The sequence below is a fragment of the Mycobacterium sp. NGS24 genome, from assembly GCF_059813065.1.
On the sequence record NZ_JCALDW010000013.1, the window covers coordinates 89,819 to 112,260 of the forward strand.

At 67.2% G+C, this 22,442-nt stretch carries 23 protein-coding genes; 17 read left to right on the forward strand and 6 right to left on the reverse strand.

Going from position 1 to position 22,442, the window contains the following annotated elements:
• Positions 1 to 36: 36 nt before the first annotated feature.
• Genes AC5Y6Y_RS17565 through AC5Y6Y_RS17575 form a run of 3 tightly spaced genes read right to left on the reverse strand, consistent with a single transcriptional unit; the run spans position 37 to position 3,199 of the window.
• Positions 37 to 1,050 carry a zinc-binding dehydrogenase gene (locus AC5Y6Y_RS17565; RefSeq protein ID WP_463828540.1) on the reverse strand — a complete coding sequence of 338 codons (1,014 nt, stop codon included), beginning with the start codon at positions 1,048 to 1,050 and terminating at the stop codon, positions 37 to 39.
• Positions 1,050 to 2,237 carry an LLM class flavin-dependent oxidoreductase gene (locus AC5Y6Y_RS17570; protein WP_473139862.1) on the reverse strand — a complete coding sequence of 396 codons (1,188 nt, stop codon included), beginning with the start codon at positions 2,235 to 2,237 and terminating at the stop codon, positions 1,050 to 1,052. Before AC5Y6Y_RS17570 ends, AC5Y6Y_RS17565 begins: the two co-directional genes overlap by 1 nt.
• On the reverse strand, positions 2,234 to 3,199 hold the full coding sequence (locus AC5Y6Y_RS17575; RefSeq protein ID WP_473139861.1) for an alpha/beta fold hydrolase: 966 nt from the start codon (positions 3,197 to 3,199) through the stop codon (positions 2,234 to 2,236). Before AC5Y6Y_RS17575 ends, AC5Y6Y_RS17570 begins: the two co-directional genes overlap by 4 nt.
• 87 nt (positions 3,200 to 3,286) lie before the next feature.
• Between AC5Y6Y_RS17575 and AC5Y6Y_RS17580 the strand changes: the two genes are divergently transcribed.
• The 15 genes from AC5Y6Y_RS17580 to clpC1 all read left to right on the forward strand — a co-directional run bounded on the left by AC5Y6Y_RS17580 (position 3,287) and on the right by clpC1 (position 18,294).
• On the forward strand, positions 3,287 to 3,700 hold the full coding sequence (locus AC5Y6Y_RS17580) for a VOC family protein (protein ID WP_473139915.1): 414 nt from the start codon (positions 3,287 to 3,289) through the stop codon (positions 3,698 to 3,700).
• A gap of 142 nt (positions 3,701 to 3,842) precedes the next feature.
• On the forward strand, positions 3,843 to 6,077 hold the full coding sequence (ftsH, locus tag AC5Y6Y_RS17585; RefSeq protein WP_473139860.1) for an ATP-dependent zinc metalloprotease FtsH: 2,235 nt from the start codon (positions 3,843 to 3,845) through the stop codon (positions 6,075 to 6,077).
• A 15-nt stretch (positions 6,078 to 6,092) separates the two neighbouring features.
• The gene (folE, locus tag AC5Y6Y_RS17590) at positions 6,093 to 6,695 is read left to right on the forward strand and encodes a GTP cyclohydrolase I FolE (RefSeq protein ID WP_463828544.1); all 603 of its coding nucleotides are present in this window, start codon (positions 6,093 to 6,095) and stop codon (positions 6,693 to 6,695) included.
• Positions 6,692 to 7,534, forward strand: a complete 843-nt coding sequence (gene folP, locus AC5Y6Y_RS17595; protein ID WP_463828545.1) for a dihydropteroate synthase — start codon at positions 6,692 to 6,694, stop codon at positions 7,532 to 7,534. Before folE ends, folP begins: the two co-directional genes overlap by 4 nt.
• Positions 7,527 to 7,928: a dihydroneopterin aldolase gene (gene folB / locus AC5Y6Y_RS17600; RefSeq protein ID WP_473139859.1), complete on the forward strand. Its 402-nt coding sequence runs from the start codon at positions 7,527 to 7,529 to the stop codon at positions 7,926 to 7,928. Before folP ends, folB begins: the two co-directional genes overlap by 8 nt.
• A 7-nt stretch (positions 7,929 to 7,935) precedes the next feature.
• Positions 7,936 to 8,451: a 2-amino-4-hydroxy-6-hydroxymethyldihydropteridine diphosphokinase gene (gene folK, locus AC5Y6Y_RS17605; RefSeq protein ID WP_473139858.1), complete on the forward strand. Its 516-nt coding sequence runs from the start codon at positions 7,936 to 7,938 to the stop codon at positions 8,449 to 8,451.
• Complete coding sequence (locus AC5Y6Y_RS17610; protein ID WP_463828548.1) at positions 8,451 to 8,927, forward strand: DUF3180 domain-containing protein; 477 nt, start codon at positions 8,451 to 8,453, stop codon at positions 8,925 to 8,927. The genes folK and AC5Y6Y_RS17610 overlap by 1 nt, the downstream gene beginning before the upstream one ends.
• Positions 8,928 to 9,004: 77 nt before the next feature.
• Positions 9,005 to 10,297: a DUF6779 domain-containing protein gene (locus AC5Y6Y_RS17615; RefSeq protein ID WP_473139857.1), complete on the forward strand. Its 1,293-nt coding sequence runs from the start codon at positions 9,005 to 9,007 to the stop codon at positions 10,295 to 10,297.
• A 102-nt stretch (positions 10,298 to 10,399) separates the two neighbouring features.
• Positions 10,400 to 11,311, forward strand: coding sequence for a Rossmann-like and DUF2520 domain-containing protein (locus tag AC5Y6Y_RS17620; protein ID WP_473139856.1), 912 nt, complete (start codon positions 10,400 to 10,402; stop codon positions 11,309 to 11,311).
• Positions 11,308 to 12,228: a pantoate--beta-alanine ligase gene (gene panC / locus AC5Y6Y_RS17625; RefSeq protein ID WP_463828551.1), complete on the forward strand. Its 921-nt coding sequence runs from the start codon at positions 11,308 to 11,310 to the stop codon at positions 12,226 to 12,228. The genes AC5Y6Y_RS17620 and panC overlap by 4 nt, the downstream gene beginning before the upstream one ends.
• Positions 12,228 to 12,647: an aspartate 1-decarboxylase gene (gene panD, locus AC5Y6Y_RS17630; protein ID WP_473139855.1), complete on the forward strand. Its 420-nt coding sequence runs from the start codon at positions 12,228 to 12,230 to the stop codon at positions 12,645 to 12,647. The genes panC and panD overlap by 1 nt, the downstream gene beginning before the upstream one ends.
• A 2-nt stretch (positions 12,648 to 12,649) precedes the next feature.
• The gene (locus tag AC5Y6Y_RS17635; protein ID WP_463828553.1) at positions 12,650 to 13,468 is read left to right on the forward strand and encodes a type III pantothenate kinase; all 819 of its coding nucleotides are present in this window, start codon (positions 12,650 to 12,652) and stop codon (positions 13,466 to 13,468) included.
• Positions 13,469 to 13,516: 48 nt separating this feature from the next.
• Positions 13,517 to 15,028, forward strand: coding sequence for a lysine--tRNA ligase (lysS, locus tag AC5Y6Y_RS17640; RefSeq protein ID WP_473139854.1), 1,512 nt, complete (start codon positions 13,517 to 13,519; stop codon positions 15,026 to 15,028).
• A gap of 111 nt (positions 15,029 to 15,139) precedes the next feature.
• Positions 15,140 to 15,478 carry a histone-like nucleoid-structuring protein Lsr2 gene (gene lsr2 / locus AC5Y6Y_RS17645; protein ID WP_236978550.1) on the forward strand — a complete coding sequence of 113 codons (339 nt, stop codon included), beginning with the start codon at positions 15,140 to 15,142 and terminating at the stop codon, positions 15,476 to 15,478.
• Between the two features lie 293 nt (positions 15,479 to 15,771).
• Positions 15,772 to 18,294, forward strand: a complete 2,523-nt coding sequence (clpC1, locus tag AC5Y6Y_RS17650) for an ATP-dependent protease ATP-binding subunit ClpC (protein ID WP_463828555.1) — start codon at positions 15,772 to 15,774, stop codon at positions 18,292 to 18,294.
• Positions 18,295 to 18,373: 79 nt separating this feature from the next.
• Here the strand turns inward: clpC1 and AC5Y6Y_RS17655 are convergent, their stop codons facing one another.
• Positions 18,374 to 19,729, reverse strand: a complete 1,356-nt coding sequence (locus AC5Y6Y_RS17655; RefSeq protein ID WP_473139853.1) for a serine hydrolase — start codon at positions 19,727 to 19,729, stop codon at positions 18,374 to 18,376.
• Entirely contained in the window at positions 19,704 to 20,021 is a 318-nt protein-coding gene (gene mhuD, locus AC5Y6Y_RS17660) for a mycobilin-forming heme oxygenase MhuD (protein ID WP_463828557.1), read from the reverse strand. Before mhuD ends, AC5Y6Y_RS17655 begins: the two co-directional genes overlap by 26 nt.
• 23 nt (positions 20,022 to 20,044) lie before the next feature.
• Between mhuD and AC5Y6Y_RS17665 the strand changes: the two genes are divergently transcribed.
• Entirely contained in the window at positions 20,045 to 20,806 is a 762-nt protein-coding gene (locus AC5Y6Y_RS17665; protein WP_473139852.1) for an alpha/beta fold hydrolase, read from the forward strand.
• A 4-nt stretch (positions 20,807 to 20,810) separates the two neighbouring features.
• Here AC5Y6Y_RS17665 and AC5Y6Y_RS17670 read toward each other — a convergent pair whose 3' ends face one another.
• Positions 20,811 to 21,722 carry an iron-sulfur binding domain-containing protein gene (locus AC5Y6Y_RS17670; RefSeq protein ID WP_473139851.1) on the reverse strand — a complete coding sequence of 304 codons (912 nt, stop codon included), beginning with the start codon at positions 21,720 to 21,722 and terminating at the stop codon, positions 20,811 to 20,813.
• Between AC5Y6Y_RS17670 and AC5Y6Y_RS17675 the strand changes: the two genes are divergently transcribed.
• Positions 21,721 to 22,350, forward strand: a complete 630-nt coding sequence (locus tag AC5Y6Y_RS17675) for a carbonic anhydrase (RefSeq protein WP_463828560.1) — start codon at positions 21,721 to 21,723, stop codon at positions 22,348 to 22,350. The genes AC5Y6Y_RS17670 and AC5Y6Y_RS17675 overlap by 2 nt on opposite strands.
• Positions 22,351 to 22,442 lie beyond the last annotated feature (92 nt).

Here is a 22,442-nt window from a genome sequence, read left to right on the forward strand (position 1 = left end):
CAACTTGGCATTCAGGCCCGGGGAACGTCGTGGTTGCTAGGGCGTAACCAGGATCTTGCAGTGCCGTTCCGGGTCGGCCAGGTCGTCGAACGCCGCCCCGACGTCGTCCAGTCCGACTTCGCCGGTGATCAGGGGGCTGACGTCGATGTCACCCTCGGCGATCGCTCGCAGCGACTCGCTGAACTCCTCGAAGTCGTAGGCCAACGAGAACTGGATGCTGATCTCGCTGGCGGTGCCGAAGAACGGGTGGATGGTGTCGGGTTCCATGCAGACACCGGCCACCACCAGGCGCGTGCCGCGCCGTGCTCGGAGCAGCACGTCGTCGATGACCCCGGGTCTCCCGACGGCCTCGAACACCACCACCGCCTTCGTGACGTCGAACGGCGAGCCCTGTGCCGGATCCACCGTCCGATGTGCTCCCATCAGGGTCGCCAGCTCGCGACGTTTGGGCGAAAAGTCAGCCGCCACAATGCTTTGCACGCCGCGGACGCGCAGCGCGGCGATGATCGCGATGCCGATCGGCCCGCAGCCCAGCACCAGGGCCGCTTCGTCGACCTTGATGTCGGACTTGTTCACCGCATGCAACCCCACCGCCATCGGCTCGGTGAGGGCCGCGTGCTTGAGGTCCAGACCGTTGGGGATCGGCACCAACAGCGGCGCCGACAGCAGCATCCGCTCGGCATACCCACCGAGCGTGCTGTTGCTGTACACGATCGGCTCGACGCCCTTGTCGGACAACAACACCGGCAGTGAGGTGACCAGTGTTCCCGGCGGATGGGTGTCGGTGTCGGGACCGGCCTCGAGCACCTCGGCGCTGAACTCGTGGCCCATGAAGATGTCCCGGCTCAGGTCGACGTCCATGCCACCCGTATTGCCGGCCACCCGGCGGCTCATTTCCAGCACCTTGCCGCCGTGGGTCGCGAAATGCAGGTCAGAGCCGCAGATTCCGCACGCACGGACCGCGACCAGCACCTGTCCCGGCCCCGGTGTCGGTTCGGGCAGGTCGTCGCGGTAGACCATGCGCCCGTCGCGCAGCACCGATGCCCGCATCAGTTGCCCGTCTCGTCGTGTTCGGCGACGTGCTGAGTGATGGCCTGCACGACGGCCTGACCGGCGCGTCCGATCAACTCCTCGCGCTTGTCCTTGGCCCATTCGTGCGAAGCCCGCGGGGCTTCGAGTTGTCCCTTGAAATGCGGAATAACTCTGCGCGCGAACAGTTCATAGGAATGGAAAGTCGCCGCCGGCGACGCCCAGTCGTGGCCGAGCAGCAGCAATGTACCGAACCCGCCGGAGCGTTCCAGCAGATCCTCGATGTGCGCGATTGCGTCGTCCGGCGTGCCGATGCAGCAATTTCCCTGCGCCGCATAGTCTGCCACGTACTCGCGGGGTGACTGGGTGCCGTCGACCGAGTTGGACAGCGGGACGAATCCGGCGGCGCCGAAATATTCGGCGAAATCCAGCAACCCGTACGTACAGTCCTCGATCGCCTGGTCCCGGGTGTCGGCGATGTGCATGATGCTCAACACCCGCCAGTCGCGCCGCCGGGGTGCTTCGCGGCCGGCTTTGGCGGCCTGGTCGACCACCACCTGCCAGGTTGTCTCCAAAGCTGCATACCCGCCCGGTACCGACATCGACAGGGACAGCAGCGAGGTGCCCAGTGCGCCGGCCAACCTCGGTCCCGACGGCGAAATCATTGCGGCCGTAGATATCTCCGGATATGGCCAGGTATACGGGCGGATGTGCAATTGGGCGTCGCGCAGGGTGAACCACTCGGTGTGCCGGTCGATGCGCTCGTCGGGAGCGGCGCGGAACAAGGCCAGGATCGCCTCCAGCGATTCCTGCATCATCCGCCGCTGGTCGACCGGATCGATTCCCATCATGTAGGCATCCGACGGCAGCGCGCCGGGACCGGTGCCGAACATCACCCGGCCACGGGTCAGGTGATCCAACAGCACCCAGCGGTCGGCCACCATCAGCGGATGGTGATAGGGCAGTGAGACCACACCGGTACCCAACCGGATGTGCTTGGTCCGCTCTGCGGCGGCCGCAATGAACACCTCCGGGCAGGAGATCAATTCGTAACCGCCGGAATGGTGTTCGCCGAACCACGCCTCGTCGAAGCCCAGGCGGTCCAGCGCGACGACCCGCTCCATGTCGTATTCCAGTGCCACCGTGGGTGATTGACCGGTGGGATGAAACGGTGTGATGAAAACACCGAATCGCATTGGCGCACTCACCATTGCACTCCTTTGAGGAAGTCGAGAAGGGTCTCGTTCACCGCTTCGGGTCGCTCCTGCTGTATCCAGTGCCCGGCTCCCTCGAGCATCACCTCGCGGTAGGGGCCGGTGATCACCTCTGCGGCTCGATCGGCGCGGGTGAAGCTGAGGACCGGATCGGCCGTCCCCCCGATGAACAGGCACGGCACCGAGATGGTGGCACCGGCGAGTTCGGGTGTGGTCTCCCAGTTACGGTCGAAATTGCGGTACCAGTTCAGGCCACCGGTGAAGCCGGTACGGGCGAATTCGCTGATGTAGTGGTCCAGTTCGGCCTGGTTGATCCAGTCGGGCAGCCCGTCGGGCTCCGGCAGCCGGTCGATGAAACCTTCGGATCCGGGCGCCACCATGCGCAGCCCCGCACTGTGGTCGTCAGAAAGCCGCAGGCCGCCCATCATCCGGCGGACGGCGCGGGCCGGATCGGCGTCGAACTCCGCATCGGCGACGCCGGGCTGCTGAAAATAGAGGATGTAGAAGAAGTGGTCGCCGAACATGCGCCGCCAGGCCTGGGTGGGCGCGACCTTGGGGCGCGGCGTGACGGGAACACTCAGGGCAGCAACCGCCGCGACACGTTCGGGATGCAACAGCGGTGCGTTCCACACCACGGCGGCACCCCAGTCGTGGCCGACCCACACGGCCTGCTCGGCGCCGACATCGTCGAGCAGCCCGGCCAGGTCGGCGGTCAACTGGTGGATGTCGTAGGCCTCGATCGGCGCCGGGCGCGACGACCCGCCGTAACCCCGCTGATCGGGCGCCAACACGTGGTAGCCGGCATCGGCCAGCGGTTGAATCTGGTGTCGCCACGAGTAGGCCAGTTCCGGAAAGCCGTGACACAGCAGCACCACGGGCGCCCCGGGCTCCCCGGCCTCGACCACTCGCAGCTGCACACCGTTGGTGTCGACTAACCGTTCGGTTGATGAGCCCACCGTCTCACCAAAGCACAGCAGCCCGGGGCTGAGAAGGCCCGCGGGTAGTTTGGACACCGCAGAGGCGACGACATGAAGGTGGGCGCGATGCGGCTGGACCACGTGGTGTTGTGGACGAAGGACCCGCTGGCGGCAATGGACTTCTATACCCGGGTGGTGGGTTTGGAACCGGTCCGGTTCGAAGAGTTCGATGCCGGCCGGGCGCCGTTCCCGAGTGTGCGGGTCTGCGCGGATTCGATCCTCGACCTGATACCGGCCGAGGGCGCCTCCGGCACCGAGGCGATGACCAACGTCGAAGGCAGCGCCGGCCACCGGATCAACCACGTGTGCCTGGCGATGTCGAAGGACGAATACGACGCCCTGGATCGGCGACTGCGCGACGAAGGCATCGACACCAGCTCGCGGCTGGACAATTCGTTCGGCGCGCAGGGATGGGCGCCGCAGGGTTACTACTTTCCCGATCCGGACGGCAATGTGGTGGAAGCGCGTTATTACCGGTAGCCGGGCGCGCTTTTCGGGAACTTCCGCTCGTTGTTCATGCTGCGCCCCGGCTCTGCCGGAGCTTGCTGTCGCCAGGGGCGGTAACCTGGACATTTCCAGCTGCGTGTATCGGGAAGGACCTGGCCGAGCCGGCCGATGATAGATGAACCGTAGAAACGTGATCCGCACAATTACGGTGATCGCCGTATTGGTGCTGTTCGGCTGGTTGTTCTTCTATTTCAGCGACGACACCCGCGGCTACAAACCCGTCGACACCTCGGTGGCGATGGCACAGATCAACAGCGACAACGTCGCGAGCGCGCAGATCGACGATCGCGAGCAGCAGCTGCGACTGACCCTGAAGAAGAGCAACAACGACACCGAGAACTCCGACAAGGTCATCACCAAGTTCCCGGCCGGGTACGGGGTCGAGCTGCTCAAGGCGCTGACCGCCAAGAACGCCAAGGTCAGCACCGTGGTCAACGAAGGCAGTCTGCTCGGCGAGCTGCTGGTCTACGTGCTACCGCTGCTGCTGCTGGTGGGTCTGTTCGTGATGTTCTCCCGCATGCAGGGCGGTGCCCGGATGGGCTTCGGCTTCGGCAAGTCACGGGCCAAACAACTGTCCAAGGACATGCCCAAGACCACGTTCGCCGACGTCGCCGGTGTCGACGAAGCGGTCGAGGAACTCTACGAGATCAAGGACTTCCTGCAGAACCCGTCCCGGTATCAGGCGCTGGGCGCCAAGATTCCCAAAGGCGTGCTGCTCTACGGCCCGCCGGGGACCGGCAAGACGCTGCTGGCCCGCGCCGTGGCGGGCGAAGCCGGTGTGCCGTTCTTCACCATCTCCGGCTCGGACTTCGTCGAGATGTTCGTCGGCGTCGGTGCGTCCCGGGTGCGGGATCTCTTCGAGCAGGCCAAGCAGAACAGCCCGTGCATCATTTTCGTCGACGAGATCGACGCGGTGGGCCGCCAGCGCGGCGCAGGGCTCGGCGGTGGGCACGACGAGCGCGAGCAGACCCTCAACCAGTTGCTGGTGGAGATGGATGGCTTCGGTGACCGTGCCGGCGTCATCCTCATCGCGGCCACCAACCGTCCCGACATCCTGGACCCGGCGCTGCTGCGGCCCGGTCGCTTCGACCGGCAGATCCCGGTGTCCAACCCGGACTTGGCCGGTCGCCGCGCGGTGCTGCGGGTGCACTCCAAGGGCAAGCCCATCGCCGACGACGCCGACCTGGACGGGCTGGCCAAGCGGACCGTCGGGATGACCGGCGCCGACCTGGCCAACGTCGTCAACGAGGCGGCGCTGTTGACCGCCCGCGAGAACGGCACCGTCATCACCGGCCCGGCCCTGGAAGAGGCCGTCGACCGGGTCATCGGCGGCCCGCGCCGCAAGGGCCGCATCATCAGCGAGCACGAAAAGAAGATCACCGCCTACCACGAGGGCGGGCACACGCTGGCCGCATGGGCGATGCCGGACATCGACCCGGTCTACAAGGTGACGATCCTGGCCCGTGGGCGCACCGGCGGGCACGCGGTCGCGGTACCCGAGGAAGACAAGGGTCTGCGCACCCGCTCGGAGATGATCGCCCAGCTGGTGTTCGCGATGGGTGGTCGCGCGGCCGAGGAACTGGTGTTCCGGGAGCCCACCACCGGTGCGGTGTCCGACATCGAGCAGGCGACCAAGGTGGCCCGCGCGATGGTCACCGAGTACGGCATGAGTGCCCGCTTGGGAGCGGTGAAATACGGCACCGAACACGGCGACCCGTTCCTGGGACGCACCATGGGCAACCAGCCGGACTACTCCCACGAGGTTGCCGGCGCCATCGACGAGGAGGTGCGCAAGCTGATCGAGGCGGCGCACACCGAGGCCTGGGAGATCCTCACCGAATACCGCGATGTGTTGGACACGCTGGCCGGCGAGTTGCTGGAAAAGGAGACCCTGCACCGCCCCGAATTGGAGGCGATCTTCGGCGACGTCGAGAAGCGGCCCCGACTGACCATGTTCGACGACTTCGGGGGCCGGATCCCGTCGGACAAACCGCCGATCAAGACGCCGGGGGAACTGGCGATCGAACGCGGCGAGCCGTGGCCCCAGCCGGTGCCGGAGCCGGCGTTCAAGGCCGCGATCGCACGGGCCAGCAAGGCTGCCGAACAAGCTCAATCCGAGACGCAGGGCAACGGCGACAGCGGTTCTCAGGGTGCCAACGGTTCGCACGGCAGCACCCAGCCGGACTACGGCGCCCCCGCCGGCTGGCACGCCCCCGGGTGGCCGCCCAAGTCGTCCAATCGTCCACAACCAGCTCCCAGTTATCCCAGCCCGGATACCGAGACGGACCCCGCCGAGTCCGACCAGCGCGAGAAGGACGTGACTCGGTCCAACCCGCCGGCCCACGGCTGAATAACGGAGGCTTCAATGACGCAGCTGGATTCCAGGAGTACCCGGGTGCGGGAATTCGACCAGGCCCGCGCCGAGGCCGCGGTTCGCGAACTGCTCGTTGCGATCGGCGAGGACCCAGACCGAAATGGCTTGCGGGACACCCCTGCTCGCGTTGTCCGGGCCTATCGGGAGATATTCGCCGGCCTCTACACCGATCCGGCCTCGGTGCTGACCGCGATGTTCGACGAGGACCACGACGAACTGGTCATCGTTAAAGAGATCCCGATGTACTCCACCTGCGAACACCACCTGGTGTCCTTTCACGGGGTGGCCCACGTCGGCTACATCCCCGGGGTGGACGGCAGAGTCACCGGCTTGTCCAAGATCGCCCGCCTGGTCGACCTCTACGCCAAGCGCCCGCAGGTCCAGGAACGGCTCACCAGTCAGATCGCCGACGCGCTGGTGCACAAGCTGAATCCACGCGGGGTGATCGTGGTGATCGAGGCCGAGCATCTGTGCATGGCAATGCGCGGGGTGCGCAAGCCCGGATCGACCACCACGACGTCGGCGGTGCGGGGTCAGTTCAAGACCGACGCCGCTTCTCGGGCCGAAGCGCTCGATCTCATCCTGCGCAAGTGAGTCCGGCGCCCGTGCAGGTGATGGGAGTGCTCAACGTCACCGACGACTCGTTCTCCGACGGCGGGCGTTACCTGGACGCCGGTGGTGCCGTCGAGCATGGCCTGGCGCTGGCCGCCGACGGTGCGCAGATCGTCGACGTCGGGGGCGAGTCGACCCGGCCCGGCGCGGCGCGGGTGGACCCTGAGGTCGAGTCGAATCGCGTGGTACCAGTAGTCAAAAAGCTTGCTGCACAAGGTATTACAGTCAGTATCGACACTATGCACGCGTGCGTGGCGCGGGCCGCGCTGGAGAACGGCGCACAGCTCGTCAACGACGTATCGGGAGGGCGGGCCGACCCGGCGATGGCCCCGCTGCTGGCCGAAGCGCAGGTGCCGTGGGTCTTGATGCACTGGCGGCCGGTGTCGGCGGACCACCCGCACCGGGTCCCCGACTACGCCGATGTGGTCGCCGACGTGCGCGCGGATCTACTGGCCAGTGTCGACGACGCCGTGGCCGCCGGCGTCGATCCGGCCAATTTGGTGATCGATCCCGGTCTGGGATTCGCCAAGACCGGTCAACACAATTGGGCGTTGTTGCACGGCTTGTCCGAGTTGGTCGCCACCGGGCTGCCGGTGCTGGTGGGCGCCTCGCGCAAGCGCTTTCTCGGGACGTTGCTGGCCGGGCCGGACGGAACGCCCCGGCCGCCGGACGGGCGTGAGACGGCGACCGCGGTGATCTCGGCGCTGGCCGCCCTGCACGGGGCGTGGGGTGTTCGGGTGCACGATGTGCGCGCCTCGGTCGACGCCCTGCGGGTGGTCCGTGCCTGGCAGGGCGGGAACGGGACCGGGCCCGATGGCTGATCGAATCGAGTTGCGCGGCTTGCGGATTCGCGGCCGGCACGGTGTGTTCGAACACGAGCGGCGCGATGGGCAGGAATTCGTCGTCGACATCACCGTGTGGATCGACCTGGCGCAGGCCGCCGCTGGCGACGACCTGGCCGACACCTACGACTACAGCGTGCTGGCCCAGTTGGCTGCCGACGTGATCGGGGGCACGCCGCGGAACCTGATCGAAACGGTCGGAGCCGAGATCGCCGACGACGTCATCAAGGACGAGCGGGTGCACGCCGTCGAGGTGACGGTGCACAAACCGCAGGCTCCCATTGCGCAGCAGTTCGACGACGTCGCGGTGGTGACCCGACGGTCGCGTCGCGGCGGTCGGGGTTCGGTGATCCCGGCGGACCGAGCGGTATGACGCGCCGATGAGTCGCGTCGTGCTGTCCATCGGCTCCAACGTCGGTGACCGGGTGGCCGCGTTGCAATCGGTGGTCGACGGACTCGGCGACGCGGTCACCGCGGTATCCGGTGTCTACGAGACCGACCCGTGGGGTGGTGTGCCGCAGGACCCGTTCCTCAACGCCGTGCTGGTCGCCGACGATCCGGCCCGCACCGCGACCGACTGGCTGAGCTGCGCCCACGAACTCGAGCAGGCGGCGCAGCGTATCCGCGAACAACGGTGGGGTCCGCGAACGCTCGACGTGGACCTGGTGGCCTGTCACGATGCCGGCGGCGAAGTCGACTGCCGCAGCAGCGAGTTGACGCTGCCCCATCCGCGGGCCCACCTGCGGGCCTTCGTCCTGGTTCCGTGGCTGGAGGTCGATCCCGGCGCCGAGTTGGGGCTCGACGGGAGTTCGCGCCCCGTCGCGGAGTTGATCGGCGCACTACGGCCCGCCGACCGGGCCGGCGTGCGGCCGACGTCGCTGAAGCTGGAGCGTTGATGGGCCCGACCCGCAAGCGCGACCTCACCGTGGTGGTGATCGGGGCGGCGGTGGTCGGCTACCTGCTGATCACGGTGCTCTACCGGTGGTTTCCGCCGATCACGATCTGGACGGGGATCTCGCTGCTGGTGGTCGCGTTCGCCGAGTGGCGGTGGGGGCGCTACGTGCGCACCAAGATCGACGACGGGGAGATCGGCGACGCGCCAGGCTGGCTGCACCCGCTGGCGGTGGCGCGCAGCCTGGTGGTGGCCAAGGCCTCAGCGTGGATGGGCGCGCTGGTGCTGGGGTGGTGGTTGGGCGTGCTGGTGTACTTCCTGCCGCGGCGGTCGTGGCTGCGGGCAGCCGCAGCCGACACCTCCGGCGCGGTGGTAGCCGCCGTGAGCGCGTTGGCCCTGATCGTCGCGGCGCTCTGGCTACAGCATTGCTGCAAGTCCCCGCCGGATCCGACCGAGCACGGCGAGGGCGTCGAAACCTGACGAAAGTCGGCTCGGCCGGAGAATCGCCGGACCGGCACGACACGCTGACTGACCTCGCCCGGGTACAGTTTCTGGCCATGACCGTTCTGTCCCGCGGCGCCCGAGTCCGGCGCGGCGGCCGCAGGCCGGGTTGGGTGCTCTTGACGGCGTTGCTGGTCCTGGCTATCGGGGCCAGTTCCGCGCTGGTTTTCACCGATCGCGTGGAACTGCTCAAGCTCGCTGTGATCCTGGCGCTGTGGGCCGCCGTCGCCGGTGCGTTCGTGTCGGTGCTGTATCGCCGGCAGGCCGAGGCCGACCAGGCACGCGCCCGCGACATGAAGCTGGTTTACGACCTGCAGTTGGATCGCGAGATCTCCGCTCGTCGTGAGTACGAACTGACGGTGGAATCCCAGTTGCGCCGGGAGCTGGCCGCGGAGATACATGCGCAGGCCGCCGACGAGATTGCGGCGCTGCGGGCCGAACTGGCTTCGTTGCGCACCAACCTGGAGATTCTGTTCGACACCGATCTCGAACAGCGGCCGGCGCTGGAGACCCTGGGCAGGGACGGCACCCGTGCGTTGACGGACCGGGCCCCCGCCCAGAACGGCGAAATCCCCCCCGCGGACTGGGTGACCAGTGATCGGGTGACGGCGGTGCGGCGGGACGACCGGATCGTGCGCAGCGACGACACCGCCATCATCGATGTACCGGAGGAACCGCTGCTGCCGCCCCGCCCGCCCGCGCCGGTGCGCGAGCAACCCGCGCCGGTGCCGCAGTTCGCAGCCCCGGCACCCCCGGAAACGCCCGCCGAACCACGCCACCGCCCGCCGCCACAGGCTCCGCAACAGCCGGCGTGGCCGCAGCCGCCGGCGGCGTGGCCGCAGCCGCAGACGCCGCCACCTGCACCTTTGTCGCCGGAGCCGCGGCCGGAGCGTCCGGCCGAATGGCAGCCCGTCGCCGCCGAAGGGCAGTGGCTGCCACCCGGGACACCCGGCAGTCGGTGGGCACCCTCCGACCCGGCCCCGCCCGGACAATCGGGCCGCAGAAGGCGCTACCGGGATGCCGAGGACGAGCCCGCCGGCGCTCACGGCGAGGCACCGTCCCAGTACGGCGGTCGTCGGTCCCGGTCGCGGCACTCCGCGGAGTACCGGGACCACGGGGTCGGCAGCTTCGCCCGGACCGAGGATTCCGGACCGGACGAGTCCGTCGCGCCGGCCGAGCCTGCGTCCCCGCGGTTGGCGCCCGCCCCCCCGGCATCCAGGCATCGCAGCGCCGACGCCGACGCGTCCGATGTCCCGGAGGAGCCGGCGGGTGGGCAGACGGTCGCAGACCTGATGGCGCGGCTCCAGGTCCAGCCGGGCGGTGGGCGCCGGCGGCGGCGTGACGGCTGACACGCTGTGCTGCGTCCGGCGGATCGACTAGAGTCTTGGTGACCGTCCGGTACCCGAATTGCGGGACTGGAACGAACAAAGACATCTGTGAGGTCGTCTGCGATGGTGCAGTTCGACGGTTTGCGCCCGGCCAGGCTCAAGGTGGGGATCATCTCCGCCGGCCGGGTGGGCACCGCACTGGGAGTCGCGCTGGAGCGCGCCGATCACGTCGTGGTCGCGTGCAGCGCCATCTCCCGCGCATCGTTGCTCCGGGCACAGCGTCGGCTGCCCGACACCCCGGTCCTGCCGCCGCCCGACGTCGCAGCCGCCGCTGAGCTGCTGGTGCTGGCGGTCACCGACAGCGAACTGCCCGGCCTGGTGTCCGGCCTGGCGGCCACCTCGGCGGTGCGGCCCGGGACCATCGTGGCGCACACCTCCGGCGCCAACGGCGTCGCGGTCCTGTCCCCGCTGAGCGAGCAGGGCTGCATTCCGCTGGCGATTCATCCGGCGATGACCTTCACCGGCGCCGATGAGGACATCGCCCGGTTGGCCGACACCTGCTTCGGCATCACCGCGGCCGACGACGTCGGCTACGCCATCGGGCAGTCGCTGGTGCTGGAAATGGGTGGCGAGCCGTTCAGTGTGCGCGAGGACGCCCGTGTTCTCTATCACGCCGCGCTGGCCCACGCCTCCAACCACCTGGTCACGGTGCTGGCCGACGCGCTGGAGGCGCTGCGGGCCGCGATCCGCGGCGGCGAACTGCTGGGGCAGCAGCCCGTGGAGAACCAGCCGGGTGGCATCGCCGAGCGCATCGTCGGACCGTTGGCCCGCGCGGCCCTGGAAAACACCCTGCAACGCGGACAGGCCGCACTCACCGGGCCGGTCGCCCGCGGGGACGCCGCCGCCGTCGCCGGGCATCTGCGCGCGCTGGAAGGCGCGGATCCGCACCTCGCCCAGGCGTACCGGGTGAATGCGCTGCGCACCGCGCAGCGTGCCCATGCCCCCACCGACGTCGTCGAGGTGCTGGCGCGATGACCGCCGGCAAGGCGCCGACGTTCGACCGCGGCCGGCTGAACGTGTACGCCGTCCCGCGCGAGGTCTCTGAGGTCACCCGGGCGCTGCGGCATACCGGCCGTCGAGTCATGTTGGTGCCCACCATGGGAGCCCTGCATGACGGCCACCTGACGCTGGTACGCGCCGCCAAGCGGGTGCCGGGCTCGGTGGTGGTGGTGTCGATTTTCGTCAACCCGTTGCAGTTCGGTGCCAACGAAGACCTCGACGCCTACCCGCGCACCCTCGACCAGGACATCGCGATGTTGCGGGAGGAAGGCGTCGAGATCGTGTTCGCACCGACCGCCGCGGCCATGTACCCCGACGGCATGCGCACCACCGTGCAGCCCGGTCCGCTCGCCGCCGAGCTCGAGGGCGCCTCGCGCCCAACGCACTTCGCTGGGATGCTGACCGTCGTGGTGAAACTGCTGCAGATCGTGCGTCCCGATCGGATTTTCTTCGGCGAGAAGGACTATCAACAGCTGGTCCTGGTCCGGCAGATGGTCGCCGACCTGAATCTGGATGTGCGGGTGGTCGGAGTGCCCACGGTGCGCGAATCCGACGGGCTGGCGATGTCGTCGCGCAACCGCTACCTCGACCCGGCGCAACGTGAACTCGCGGTGGCACTTTCGTCGGCCCTGACGGCCGGGGCACACGCCGCGACGTTCGGTGCGCAGGCCGCGCTGGACGCGGCACAGGCGGTGCTCGACGCGACATCCGGCCTGCAGGTCGACTACCTGCAACTGCGCGACACCGAGCTGGGCCCGGTACCCACCGGCGGATCCGGCCGGCTGCTGATCGCGGCGCGGCTGGGCGCCACCCGCCTGCTGGACAACGTTGCAATTCAAATCGGAAATGTCGCCGACACCGCTGGGTCGGACGAATCACATTGGAGGAACTGATGTTACGGACGATGCTGAAGTCGAAGATCCACCGCGCCACCGTTACCCAGGCCGACTTGCACTACGTCGGATCGGTGACCATCGACGCAGATCTGATGGATGCCGCCGACCTGCTCGAAGGTGAACAGGTCACCATCGTCGACATCGACAACGGCGCCCGGCTGGTGACCTACGCGATCACCGGTGAACGCGGTAGTGGGATAATCGGAATCAACGGTGCCGCAGCACATCTCGTCCACCCGGGCGATCTGGTGATCCTGATCGCCTACGGAGCCATGGAGGATGCCGAGGCGCGCGCCTACCAGCCGCGGATCGTATTCGTCGACGGGGCGAACAAGCAGATCGACCTGGGCCACGACCCGGCCTTCGTGCCCGACGGCGTGGATGAGCTACTCGATCCGCGGATCGGCGTGCGATAACCGTGCTGCTGGCGATCGACGTCCGCAACACCCACACCGTCGTCGGCTTGCTGGCCGGGGTCAAAGATCACGCAAAAGTGGTGCAGCAGTGGCGGATTCGTACCGAGTCCGAGGTCACGGCCGACGAGCTGGCGCTCACCATCGACGGCCTGATCGGTGAGGATGCCGAGCGGCTGACCGGTGCCGCCGCGCTGTCCACCGTTCCGTCCGTGCTGCACGAGGTGCGCATCATGCTCGAGCAGTACTGGCCGTCGGTGCCGCATGTGTTGATCGAGCCCGGCGTCCGCACCGGCATCCCGCTGTTGGTCGACAACCCCAAAGAGGTCGGCGCCGACCGGATCGTCAACTGCCTGGCGGCATTCAGCAAGTTCGGCAAGGCCTCGATCGTCGTCGACTTCGGCTCGTCGATCTGCGTGGACGTGGTGTCGGCCAAAGGGGAGTTTCTCGGGGGCGCGATCGCGCCCGGCGTGCAGGTGTCCTCGGACGCCGCGGCGGCCCGCTCGGCGGCGCTGCGCCGGGTCGAACTGACCCGGCCGCGGTCCGTGGTGGGCAAGAACACCGTCGAGTGCATGCAGGCCGGCGCGGTGTTCGGTTTCGCCGGCCTGGTCGACGGACTGGTCGGCCGCATCCGCGACGATGTGCAGGGTTTCGCGGCCGGTGAGGACGTCGCGGTGGTGGCCACCGGACACACCGCACCCCTGCTGTTGCCGGAACTGCACACCGTCGAGCACTACGACAAACACCTGACCCTGGATGGCCTGCGGATGGTCTTCGAGCGCAATCAGGACGCCCAGCGCGGCCGGCTCAAGACCGCGCGCTGACAGTCGCAATTGGGGCGCACGCCGCGGGTTCATTTAAGCTGGCACGTCGTGAGTGCCCCCGATCGAGAATCCGCCGCGGACCTTCCCGAACAGTTTCGGATTCGCCGGGACAAGCGCGCTCGCCTGTTGGCTGAAGGCCACGATCCCTACCCGGTGGCCATCGAGCGCACGCACACGCTGGCCGAAATCCGGGCCGCCTACCCCGATCTGCCGACCGATACCGCCACCGAGGACGTCGTCGGCGTCGCCGGCCGGGTGGTCTTCGCGCGCAACACCGGCAAGCTGTGTTTCGCGACTTTGCAGGACGGCGACGGCGCGCAGTTGCAGGCGATGATCAGCCTGGACAAAGTCGGCCGGGAGTCCCTGGACGCGTGGAAGGCCGACGTCGACCTCGGCGACATCGTGTATGTACACGGCACCGTGATCAGTTCACGTCGCGGCGAATTGTCCGTTCTCGCCGATTCCTGGCAGATGGCCGCCAAGTCGCTGCGGCCGCTGCCCGTTGCACATAAAGAGATGAGCGAGGAGGCGCGGGTACGGCAACGCTACGTCGACCTGATCGTGCGCCCGCAGGCGCGCAGCGTGGCCAGGCAGCGGATCGCCGTCATCCGGGCGCTGCGCAACGCGCTGGACCGGCGCGGATTCCTCGAAGTCGAAACGCCCATCCTGCAGACGCTGGCCGGTGGTGCGGCGGCGCGACCGTTTGTCACCCATTCCAATGCCCTCGACATCGACCTGTACCTGCGGATCGCGCCGGAACTGTTCCTCAAGCGCTGCATCGTCGGTGGTTTCGACAAGGTCTTCGAACTAAATCGAGTGTTCCGAAACGAGGGAACCGATTCCACGCATTCCCCGGAATTCTCTATGCTGGAGACCTACCAGACCTACGGCACCTATGACGATTCGGCACTGGTCACCAGAGAGCTTATTCAAGAGGTTGCCGACGAGGCGATCGGAACCAGAGAACTTCCGATGCCGGATGGCAGTGTGTACAACATCGACGGAGAATGGGCAACTCTGGAGATGTATTTATCGTTGTCCGATGCGCTCGGTGAAGAGATCACACCGCAGACTTCGGTGCAGACCTTACGTGCGATCGCGGCCCGACTAGATGTCGAGATTCCGGACGATCGTGGCTTTGGTCACGGCAAACTCGTCGAAGAACTCTGGGAGCACGCAGTGGGCAAGAGCTTGACCGCGCCCACATTTGTCCGGGATTTCCCGGTGGAGACCACGCCTTTGACGCGCCAGCACCGCAGTATTGCCGGAGTCACCGAGAAGTGGGACCTCTACCTGCACGGAGTCGAGCTGGCAACCGGCTACTCGGAATTGAATGACCCGGTAGTGCAACGCGAGAGATTTGCCGATCAAGCACGCGCGGCAGCCGCCGGTGACGACGAGGCTATGGTTCTCGATGAGGATTTCCTGGCCGCTCTGGAGTTTGGTATGCCGCCGTGCACTGGTACCGGAATGGGTATCGATCGGTTGTTGATGTGTTTGACCGGTCTGTCAATTAGGGAGACTGTTTTGTTCCCGATTGTTCGGCCGCACTCCAACTGAACTGCTCTTGTGTCGGATTGAGTATTTCCACTTCCTATGGCAGATTAGAGAACCGGGGAGTCTATCCGAACTGCATCTCTAACTGCACAGGAAGAACATGAGGGTAAGCCAATGGCGAAAAAAGTGACCGTCACCTTGGTCGATGATTTCGACGGTGCCGGCGCCGCCGACGAAACCGTCGAATTCGGGCTTGACGGGGTGACCTATGAGATCGACCTTTCCAGTAAAAATGCGGCGAAACTGCGTAACGACCTGAAGGGTTGGGTCGCGGCCGGACGTCGGGTCGGCGGCCGGCGGCGCGGGCGTTCGGGTTCCGGGCGCGGTCGCGGCGCCATCGACCGCGAACAGAGCGCCGCGATCCGGGAATGGGCGCGTCGCAATGGTCACAACGTCTCGACCCGGGGGCGCATCCCGGCCGACGTCATCGACGCCTTCCACGCGGCCACGTAGTCGCGACCGATCGGCACTGCTAGTACGCGCGATCCGGCGTCCAGGTATTAAACCTGGGCGCCGGTTTTTTGCATTTCGCTTGTGGCGTAGCGATCACCGCCGGAGATGGGAAACGCATTGTCGCTTTTCCCCGTTATTCTCTTGTGCTCCGGCGTCGCTGCGCACCGTGAGGTTAGTGCCCTGACGGGCCGAGCATTAGAGTGGATGGCAGGTACGCGGTAGTCGGCCCCTGTGCCGGCAGATGTCTTTGCACGACGGAGCTACCGATGGTGAGGGAGAGCAGGTAATAACCGATGTTTGAACGTTTTACCGACCGTGCCCGCAGGGTGGTCGTTCTGGCTCAAGAAGAAGCCAGGATGCTCAACCACAACTACATCGGCACCGAGCACATCCTGCTGGGTCTCATTCACGAGGGCGAAGGCGTCGCGGCCAAGTCGCTGGAATCGCTGGGAATCTCCCTGGAGGGTGTCCGCAGCCAGGTCGAGGAGATCATCGGACAGGGTCAGCAGGCACCGTCCGGGCACATCCCGTTCACCCCGCGCGCCAAGAAGGTCCTCGAGCTGAGCCTGCGGGAGGCCCTGCAGCTCGGCCACAACTACATCGGCACCGAGCACATCCTGCTGGGCTTGATCCGCGAGGGTGAGGGCGTGGCGGCGCAGGTCCTGGTCAAGCTGGGTGCCGAGCTGACCCGGGTGCGTCAGCAGGTCATTCAGCTGCTCAGCGGCTATCAGGGCAAAGAGGCCGCGGAGGCCGGTACCGGTGGTCGCGGCGGCGAATCCGGCAGCCCGTCGACGTCGCTGGTGCTCGACCAGTTCGGTCGCAACCTGACCGCGGCCGCCATGGAAGGCAAGCTGGACCCGGTCATCGGCCGCGAAAAGGAAATCGAGCGGGTCATGCAGGTGCTGAGCCGCCGCACCAAGAACAACCCGGTGCTGATCGGCGAGCCCGGCGTCGGCAAGACCGCCGTCGTGGAGGGCCTGGCGCAGGCCATCGTGCACGGCGAGGTTCCCGAGACGCTGAAGGACAAGCAGCTCTACACCCTGGACCTGGGATCGTTGGTGGCCGGCAGTCGCTACCGCGGTGACTTCGAGGAACGCCTGAAGAAGGTGCTCAAGGAGATCAACACCCGCGGTGACATCATCCTGTTCATCGACGAGCTGCACACGCTGGTGGGTGCCGGTGCTGCCGAGGGTGCGATCGACGCGGCCAGCATCCTGAAGCCGAAGCTGGCCCGCGGTGAGCTGCAGACCATCGGCGCCACCACGCTCGACGAGTACCGCAAGTACATCGAGAAGGACGCCGCCCTGGAGCGCCGCTTCCAGCCGGTGCAGGTGGGTGAGCCGACGGTGGCCCACACCATCGAGATCCTCAAGGGGCTTCGGGACCGGTACGAGGCCCACCACCGGGTCTCCATCAGCGACTCCGCGATCGTGGCCGCGGCCACCCTGGCCGACCGCTACATCAACGACCGGTTCCTGCCGGACAAGGCAATCGACCTGATCGACGAGGCCGGCGCCCGGATGCGTATCCGGCGCATGACCGCTCCGCCAGACCTGCGCGAGTTCGACGAGAAGATCGCCGACGCGCGCCGGGAGAAGGAGTCGGCGATCGACGCCCAGGACTTCGAGAAGGCCGCCAGCCTGCGGGACCGGGAGAAGCAACTGGTCGCCCAGCGCGCCGAGCGGGAAAAGCAGTGGCGCTCCGGGGACATGGACGTGGTCGCCGAGGTCGATGACAACGAGATCGCCGAGGTGCTGGGCAACTGGACCGGTATCCCGGTGTTCAAGCTCACCGAGGCCGAGACCACCCGGTTGCTGCGCATGGAGGACGAGATCCACAAGCGGATCATCGGCCAAGTGGATGCCGTCAAGGCCGTCTCCAAGGCCATCCGCCGTACCCGCGCCGGGCTGAAAGACCCCAAGCGCCCGTCGGGTTCGTTCATCTTCGCCGGCCCGTCCGGGGTCGGGAAGACCGAGCTGTCTAAGGCGCTGGCCAACTTCCTGTTCGGCGACGACGACGCGCTCATCCAGATCGACATGGGCGAGTTCCACGACCGCTTCACCGCGTCGCGGCTGTTCGGTGCCCCTCCGGGCTACGTCGGCTATGAAGAGGGTGGCCAGCTCACCGAGAAGGTGCGGCGCAAGCCGTTCTCGGTGGTGCTGTTCGACGAGATCGAGAAGGCGCACCAGGAGATCTACAACAGCCTGTTGCAGGTCCTCGAAGACGGACGACTCACCGACGGTCAGGGCCGCACGGTGGACTTCAAGAACACCGTGCTGATCTTCACGTCGAACCTGGGCACCTCCGACATCTCCAAGCCGGTCGGCCTCGGGTTCAGCCAGAGTGGCGGGGACAACAACTACGAGCGGATGAAGCAGAAGGTCAACGACGAGCTGAAGAAGCACTTCCGCCCGGAGTTCCTGAACCGCATCGACGACATCATCGTCTTCCACCAGTTGACTCGCGAAGAGATCATCCAGATGGTCGACCTGATGATCGAGCGGGTCGGCAAGCAGCTCAAGACCAAGGACATGTCGATGGAGCTCACCGACAAGGCCAAGGCACTGCTGGCCAAGCGCGGCTTCGACCCGGTGCTGGGTGCCCGTCCGCTGCGGCGCACCATCCAGCGCGAGATCGAGGACCAGCTCTCGGAGAAGATCCTGTTCGAGGAGGTCGGTCCGGGGCAGGTCGTCACCGTCGACGTCGAGAACTGGGACGGCGAAGGCTCGGGCGAGGAAGCGAAGTTCACCTTCACCGGTGCGCGTAAGCCGACCGAGCCGGACTTGGCCAAGGCCGGGGCGCACGAGGCCCAGTAGCAGGAGTCGTCTGACGACGGCTGCTCCGCTGGCCCGGCGCCGCTCGTAAAACTATCGGCCGGCGACCAGGTCCTCGGGGTCAGCGCGGTTCGATCAGCGCGAAGGCCTGCTTGGCGACCTTGAGCATCCAGCTGGTCACCGTCGGCCCGTGATCGCGCGGCCAGTTCAGCTGGAAGCTGACCACCCAGGGTTGGCCGGTCTTGTCGACGGCGTACCAGCTGAACGTCAGATCTCCGGGCAGGCCGCCGGCTTTCGCGCCGATGTACGGCCACACATTGCGGTCCAGCTGGATGCCGGCAACGGCGGACAGGATCTTCCGCACAGGTGCGGCGGGACCGACCGCGTCGGCCTGCAGCGCCAGATGCACCCGGCAGATGTCCTCAGCGGTGCCGTACCATTCGGCGCCGAACGCCGAGGCCGGAGTGTGCGCACGAGTCGGATCAGGTTGATAGACAGTGGAATTCGCCTGCGCGAGCAGCGCGGCGCGCTCCTGCTGGGAGGCGTGCTGCCACTGCTCCCGCAGATCGGGCTGTCCCCAGCCGACCGAGAACAGCTCGTACATGGTGGGGAAGGGCGTCATGCTGGCCGGATCGTGGTGGCCGGCGGTGGCCAGGGCTTCCTCGACAGCGTGGGTGCCCAACCTGTCGATCAGCAGATCGGTCGCCATGTTGTCGCTGTTGGCGATCATCTTCTCCGCCGCCGTGCGCACCGAAACGTGATCGCCGGGGGCCAGTTCCAGCCCGGAGGACCCGACGGCTTTGCTCTTGCTGGTCACGGTCAGCTGGTCCTCCCAGGACACCGTGCCGCGCGTGACCGCGGTGGCGAGAGCATGCAGCACGTACAGCTTGAAGATCGACGCCAGCGGCAGCGCTGTCTCGGTGTTGGCGCCGGCCACCCGGGCACATTGGCCGTTGTCGATCTTGGCCACCTGGTAGGAGTAGCGGGCGCCGGTCTTGCTCAGCACAGCGTCGACATCACGCCACGCGGTGATCGGCGGGGGTGGTTGGGTGTCGAGATCGAACCGGTCGACCTGGCCGGTGTCGTCGGTGTGTATCCGGATGTCCTGTCGCGCACCGTAGGACGAGATCAGGTGCAGGGTGGCCACGTTGGCGCCGATGTCCACGCTGTTGAGGTCGAACGGCCGGTCCCACCAGAGGCTTTCCATGGTGGCTTGCACCGAGTCGACCTTGTCCGGGGTGGCCAGGGTGCCGACGCCCACCGGTCCGATCGGCCAGTCGGAGTTGAGCATGTCCAGCGTCTGCTGGGCCCGCAGACCTGGGGGAGTGGTGGTTTCGATCCGGCGCCCCGGGTTCGCCGCGTTCGCCGAGGGCGTCGGGGACGACGCGCACCCGGGGGTCAGCGTCACCACCAGCGCGGCGGTCGCGGCCAGCGCCGCGACGCGGCGCCGGTTACTCAGCGGGCGCGTTGCCTGCAACGTCGAGCACGACCTCGAATTCCAGCAGCGAAGCGCCGGTGGCCACCGGGTTCTTGTTCATCCCGGCGTGGGCCTGGATGGCCGGCCCACTGGCCCACGCCTGGAACGCTTCATCGGATTCCCAGTGCGTCACGACGAAGTAGCGGTCTTCACCCTTGACCGGACGCAGCAGCTGAAAGCCGAGGAAACCCGGCGAGTTCTCCACCGCGTGGGCGCGATGAGCAAACCGCTTTTCCAGCTCCGGACCAGCGTCGGCAGGCACCTCGATTGCGTTGATCTTCACCACTGGCATTCCGTTAGGTTACCGTGCCCGGCATGGCCCCCGATCTGTTGACCCACCGCGGCGGACAGGGCAGGCCACTGGTCCTGGTGCACGGCCTGATGGGCCGCGGGACCACCTGGTCCCGCCAGTTGCCGTGGCTCACCCGGCTGGGCGCGGTCTACACCTACGATGCGCCCTGGCACCGCGGTCGTGACGTCGACGATCCCCAGCCGATCAGCACCGAACGTTTCGTGGCCGACCTCGGCGACGCGGTGCACGGTTTAGGTGTGCCGGTCACGCTCGTCGGGCATTCGATGGGCGCCCTGCATTCGTGGTGTCTGGCGGCCGAGCGCCCCGAGTTGGTCGCGGCGCTGGTGGTGGAAGACATGGCACCGGACTTCGTCGGGCGTACCACCGGTCCCTGGGAGCCGTGGTTGCACGCCCTACCGGTCGAATTCAACTCTGCGGAGCGGGTATTCGCCGAATTCGGTCCTGTTGCCGGACAGTACTTCCTGGAAGCGTTCGACCGCACCGAGACGGGTTGGCGGTTGCACGGTCACACGGCACGGTGGATCGAGATCGCCGCGCAGTGGGGACTGCGCGACTACTGGGCGCAGTGGCGGGCGGTGCGCGCGCCGAGCCTGCTGATCGAGGCCGGCAACTCCGTTACCCCGCCGGGACAGATGCGGAAAATGCACGAAAGTGACGTGCCGACAACGTATGTGTATGTCCCTGCAGCCGGCCACCTGGTGCACGACGAGGCGCCGGAAGTGTACCGGCGTGCGGTCGAAACATTCGTGACCGGTGTGGCCTGAAAACTCACTCCTCGCCGGCCAACGCGAAACGGCCGTCGGCGGTCTGGGTCACCAGGCCGTCGTCCAGTAACGAATACAGCGCCCGGTCTCGTTGCGCGGGGTCGCTCTGCCAAGCGAGATCCAACTGCGCGCGGGTGACTGGAGAGTCGTTGTCGCGCAACACATCCATCAGCCGACCCCGGACCTGACGATCGGTCCCGGCGTAGCTCTGCACGCGCCGCGCCGGCCCGGTCGCAGCCGGGAAGCCGGCCCGTCGCCACCTGCAGGCGTCGAGCGGGCACACCCCGCATTTCGGGGCGCGGGCCGTGCACACCAGGGCGCCCAGTTCCATCAGCGCCACCGAAAACCTGGGCGCGCGTTCGTCATCGGGCAGCAATGCACTCACGTCGGCGTGGTCACGGACGGCCGACGGCGTCCCCGCATCGGCGCGCCCGTGCACGGCGCGGGCCACTACCCGGCGCACGTTGGTGTCCACCACCGGCACCCGCCGGCGATAAGCGAAGCACGCCACCGCCCGCGCGGTGTAGCTGCCGACACCCGGCAGCGTCAACAGAACCTCGACGTCGTCGGGGACCACATCCCCGTGGTCGCGTGCGATGACAACCGCACACTCGTGCAGGCGCTTGGCCCGCCTCGGGTAACCCAACTTGCCCCACGCCCGCAGCACGTCCGCAGCGGTGGCGGCGGCCGTCGCCGACGGGGTGGGCCAGCGCTGCACCCATTCGGTCCAGATCGGCAGCACCCGGGCCACCGGTGTCTGCTGCAGCATGAACTCGCTGACCAGGATCTGCCAGGCGCTGACGTCGGGCTGCCGCCACGGCAGGTCACGCTGGGTTTTCTCATACCAGCTCAAAAGATTGGCGACTGATATGTACGCGGAGTCAATCACCGGGCGGTGCGGCACAATGTCAGACATGCCCAACAGCAACCCGATCTCCGCATGGAAAGCACTCTGTGAGGGTAACGAGCGATTCGTCGCCGGTAAGCCTCTGCACCCCAGCCAAAGCGTCGATCACCGCGCCAGCCTGGCGACCGGCCAGAAGCCGACCGCGGTCATCTTCGGTTGCTCGGATAGTCGGGTGGCCGCCGAGCTCATCTTCGACCAGGGCTTGGGCGACGTGTTCGTGGTCCGTACGGCTGGGCAGGCGATCGACGCGGCAGTGCTGGGATCGATCGAGTACGCGGTGGCAGTTCTGGAAGTGCCGTTGGTCGTCATCCTCGGCCATGACAGTTGTGGCGCGATCAAGGCCGCATTGAGCGCCCTCGACGACGGTGACATACCGGTCGGTTTCGTGCGGGATCTGGTGGAGCGGGTCGTGACGACGATTCTGATGGGCCGTCGTGACGGGCTGTCCCGGGTCGACGAGTTCGAGGCGCGCCATGTACGTGAGACGGCTGCGCAGCTGATGGAGCGTTCGACCGTCATCTCGGACCGTGTGGCGGCCGGCACGGTGGGGATAGCCGGTGTGACCTATCGCCTGGCCGAGGGACGGGCGGTGCTGGTGCATCACGAGGGCGACATCGGGGCCGAGCCGCAGAGCTGATCGCTCGATGCGCTGGCCGCCACTACACGGCAATCGGCCAGCTAACTCGGCGACACGCCGAGGCAGGTCAAGCGAGTCGGCGTGACCTGGCC

What these genes read in the sequence shown, in the direction of transcription:
- AC5Y6Y_RS17565 (WP_463828540.1), bottom strand. Translation starts at nt 1,050, where the DNA reads ATGCGGGCATCGGTGCTGCGCGACGGGCGCATGGTCTACCGCGACGAC.
- AC5Y6Y_RS17580 (WP_473139915.1), top strand. Translation starts at nt 3,287, where the DNA reads ATGCGGCTGGACCACGTGGTGTTGTGGACGAAGGACCCGCTGGCGGCA.
- ftsH (WP_473139860.1), top strand. Translation starts at nt 3,843, where the DNA reads ATGAACCGTAGAAACGTGATCCGCACAATTACGGTGATCGCCGTATTG.
- folE (WP_463828544.1), top strand. Translation starts at nt 6,093, where the DNA reads ATGACGCAGCTGGATTCCAGGAGTACCCGGGTGCGGGAATTCGACCAG.
- folB (WP_473139859.1), top strand. Translation starts at nt 7,527, where the DNA reads ATGGCTGATCGAATCGAGTTGCGCGGCTTGCGGATTCGCGGCCGGCAC.
- folK (WP_473139858.1), top strand. Translation starts at nt 7,936, where the DNA reads ATGAGTCGCGTCGTGCTGTCCATCGGCTCCAACGTCGGTGACCGGGTG.
- AC5Y6Y_RS17610 (WP_463828548.1), top strand. Translation starts at nt 8,451, where the DNA reads ATGGGCCCGACCCGCAAGCGCGACCTCACCGTGGTGGTGATCGGGGCG.
- AC5Y6Y_RS17615 (WP_473139857.1), top strand. Translation starts at nt 9,005, where the DNA reads ATGACCGTTCTGTCCCGCGGCGCCCGAGTCCGGCGCGGCGGCCGCAGG.
- AC5Y6Y_RS17620 (WP_473139856.1), top strand. Translation starts at nt 10,400, where the DNA reads ATGGTGCAGTTCGACGGTTTGCGCCCGGCCAGGCTCAAGGTGGGGATC.
- panC (WP_463828551.1), top strand. Translation starts at nt 11,308, where the DNA reads ATGACCGCCGGCAAGGCGCCGACGTTCGACCGCGGCCGGCTGAACGTG.
- panD (WP_473139855.1), top strand. Translation starts at nt 12,228, where the DNA reads ATGTTACGGACGATGCTGAAGTCGAAGATCCACCGCGCCACCGTTACC.
- lsr2 (WP_236978550.1), top strand. Translation starts at nt 15,140, where the DNA reads ATGGCGAAAAAAGTGACCGTCACCTTGGTCGATGATTTCGACGGTGCC.
- clpC1 (WP_463828555.1), top strand. Translation starts at nt 15,772, where the DNA reads ATGTTTGAACGTTTTACCGACCGTGCCCGCAGGGTGGTCGTTCTGGCT.
- mhuD (WP_463828557.1), bottom strand. Translation starts at nt 20,021, where the DNA reads ATGCCAGTGGTGAAGATCAACGCAATCGAGGTGCCTGCCGACGCTGGT.
- AC5Y6Y_RS17665 (WP_473139852.1), top strand. Translation starts at nt 20,045, where the DNA reads ATGGCCCCCGATCTGTTGACCCACCGCGGCGGACAGGGCAGGCCACTG.
- AC5Y6Y_RS17675 (WP_463828560.1), top strand. Translation starts at nt 21,721, where the DNA reads ATGCCCAACAGCAACCCGATCTCCGCATGGAAAGCACTCTGTGAGGGT.
- AC5Y6Y_RS17670 (WP_473139851.1), bottom strand. Translation starts at nt 21,722, where the DNA reads ATGTCTGACATTGTGCCGCACCGCCCGGTGATTGACTCCGCGTACATA.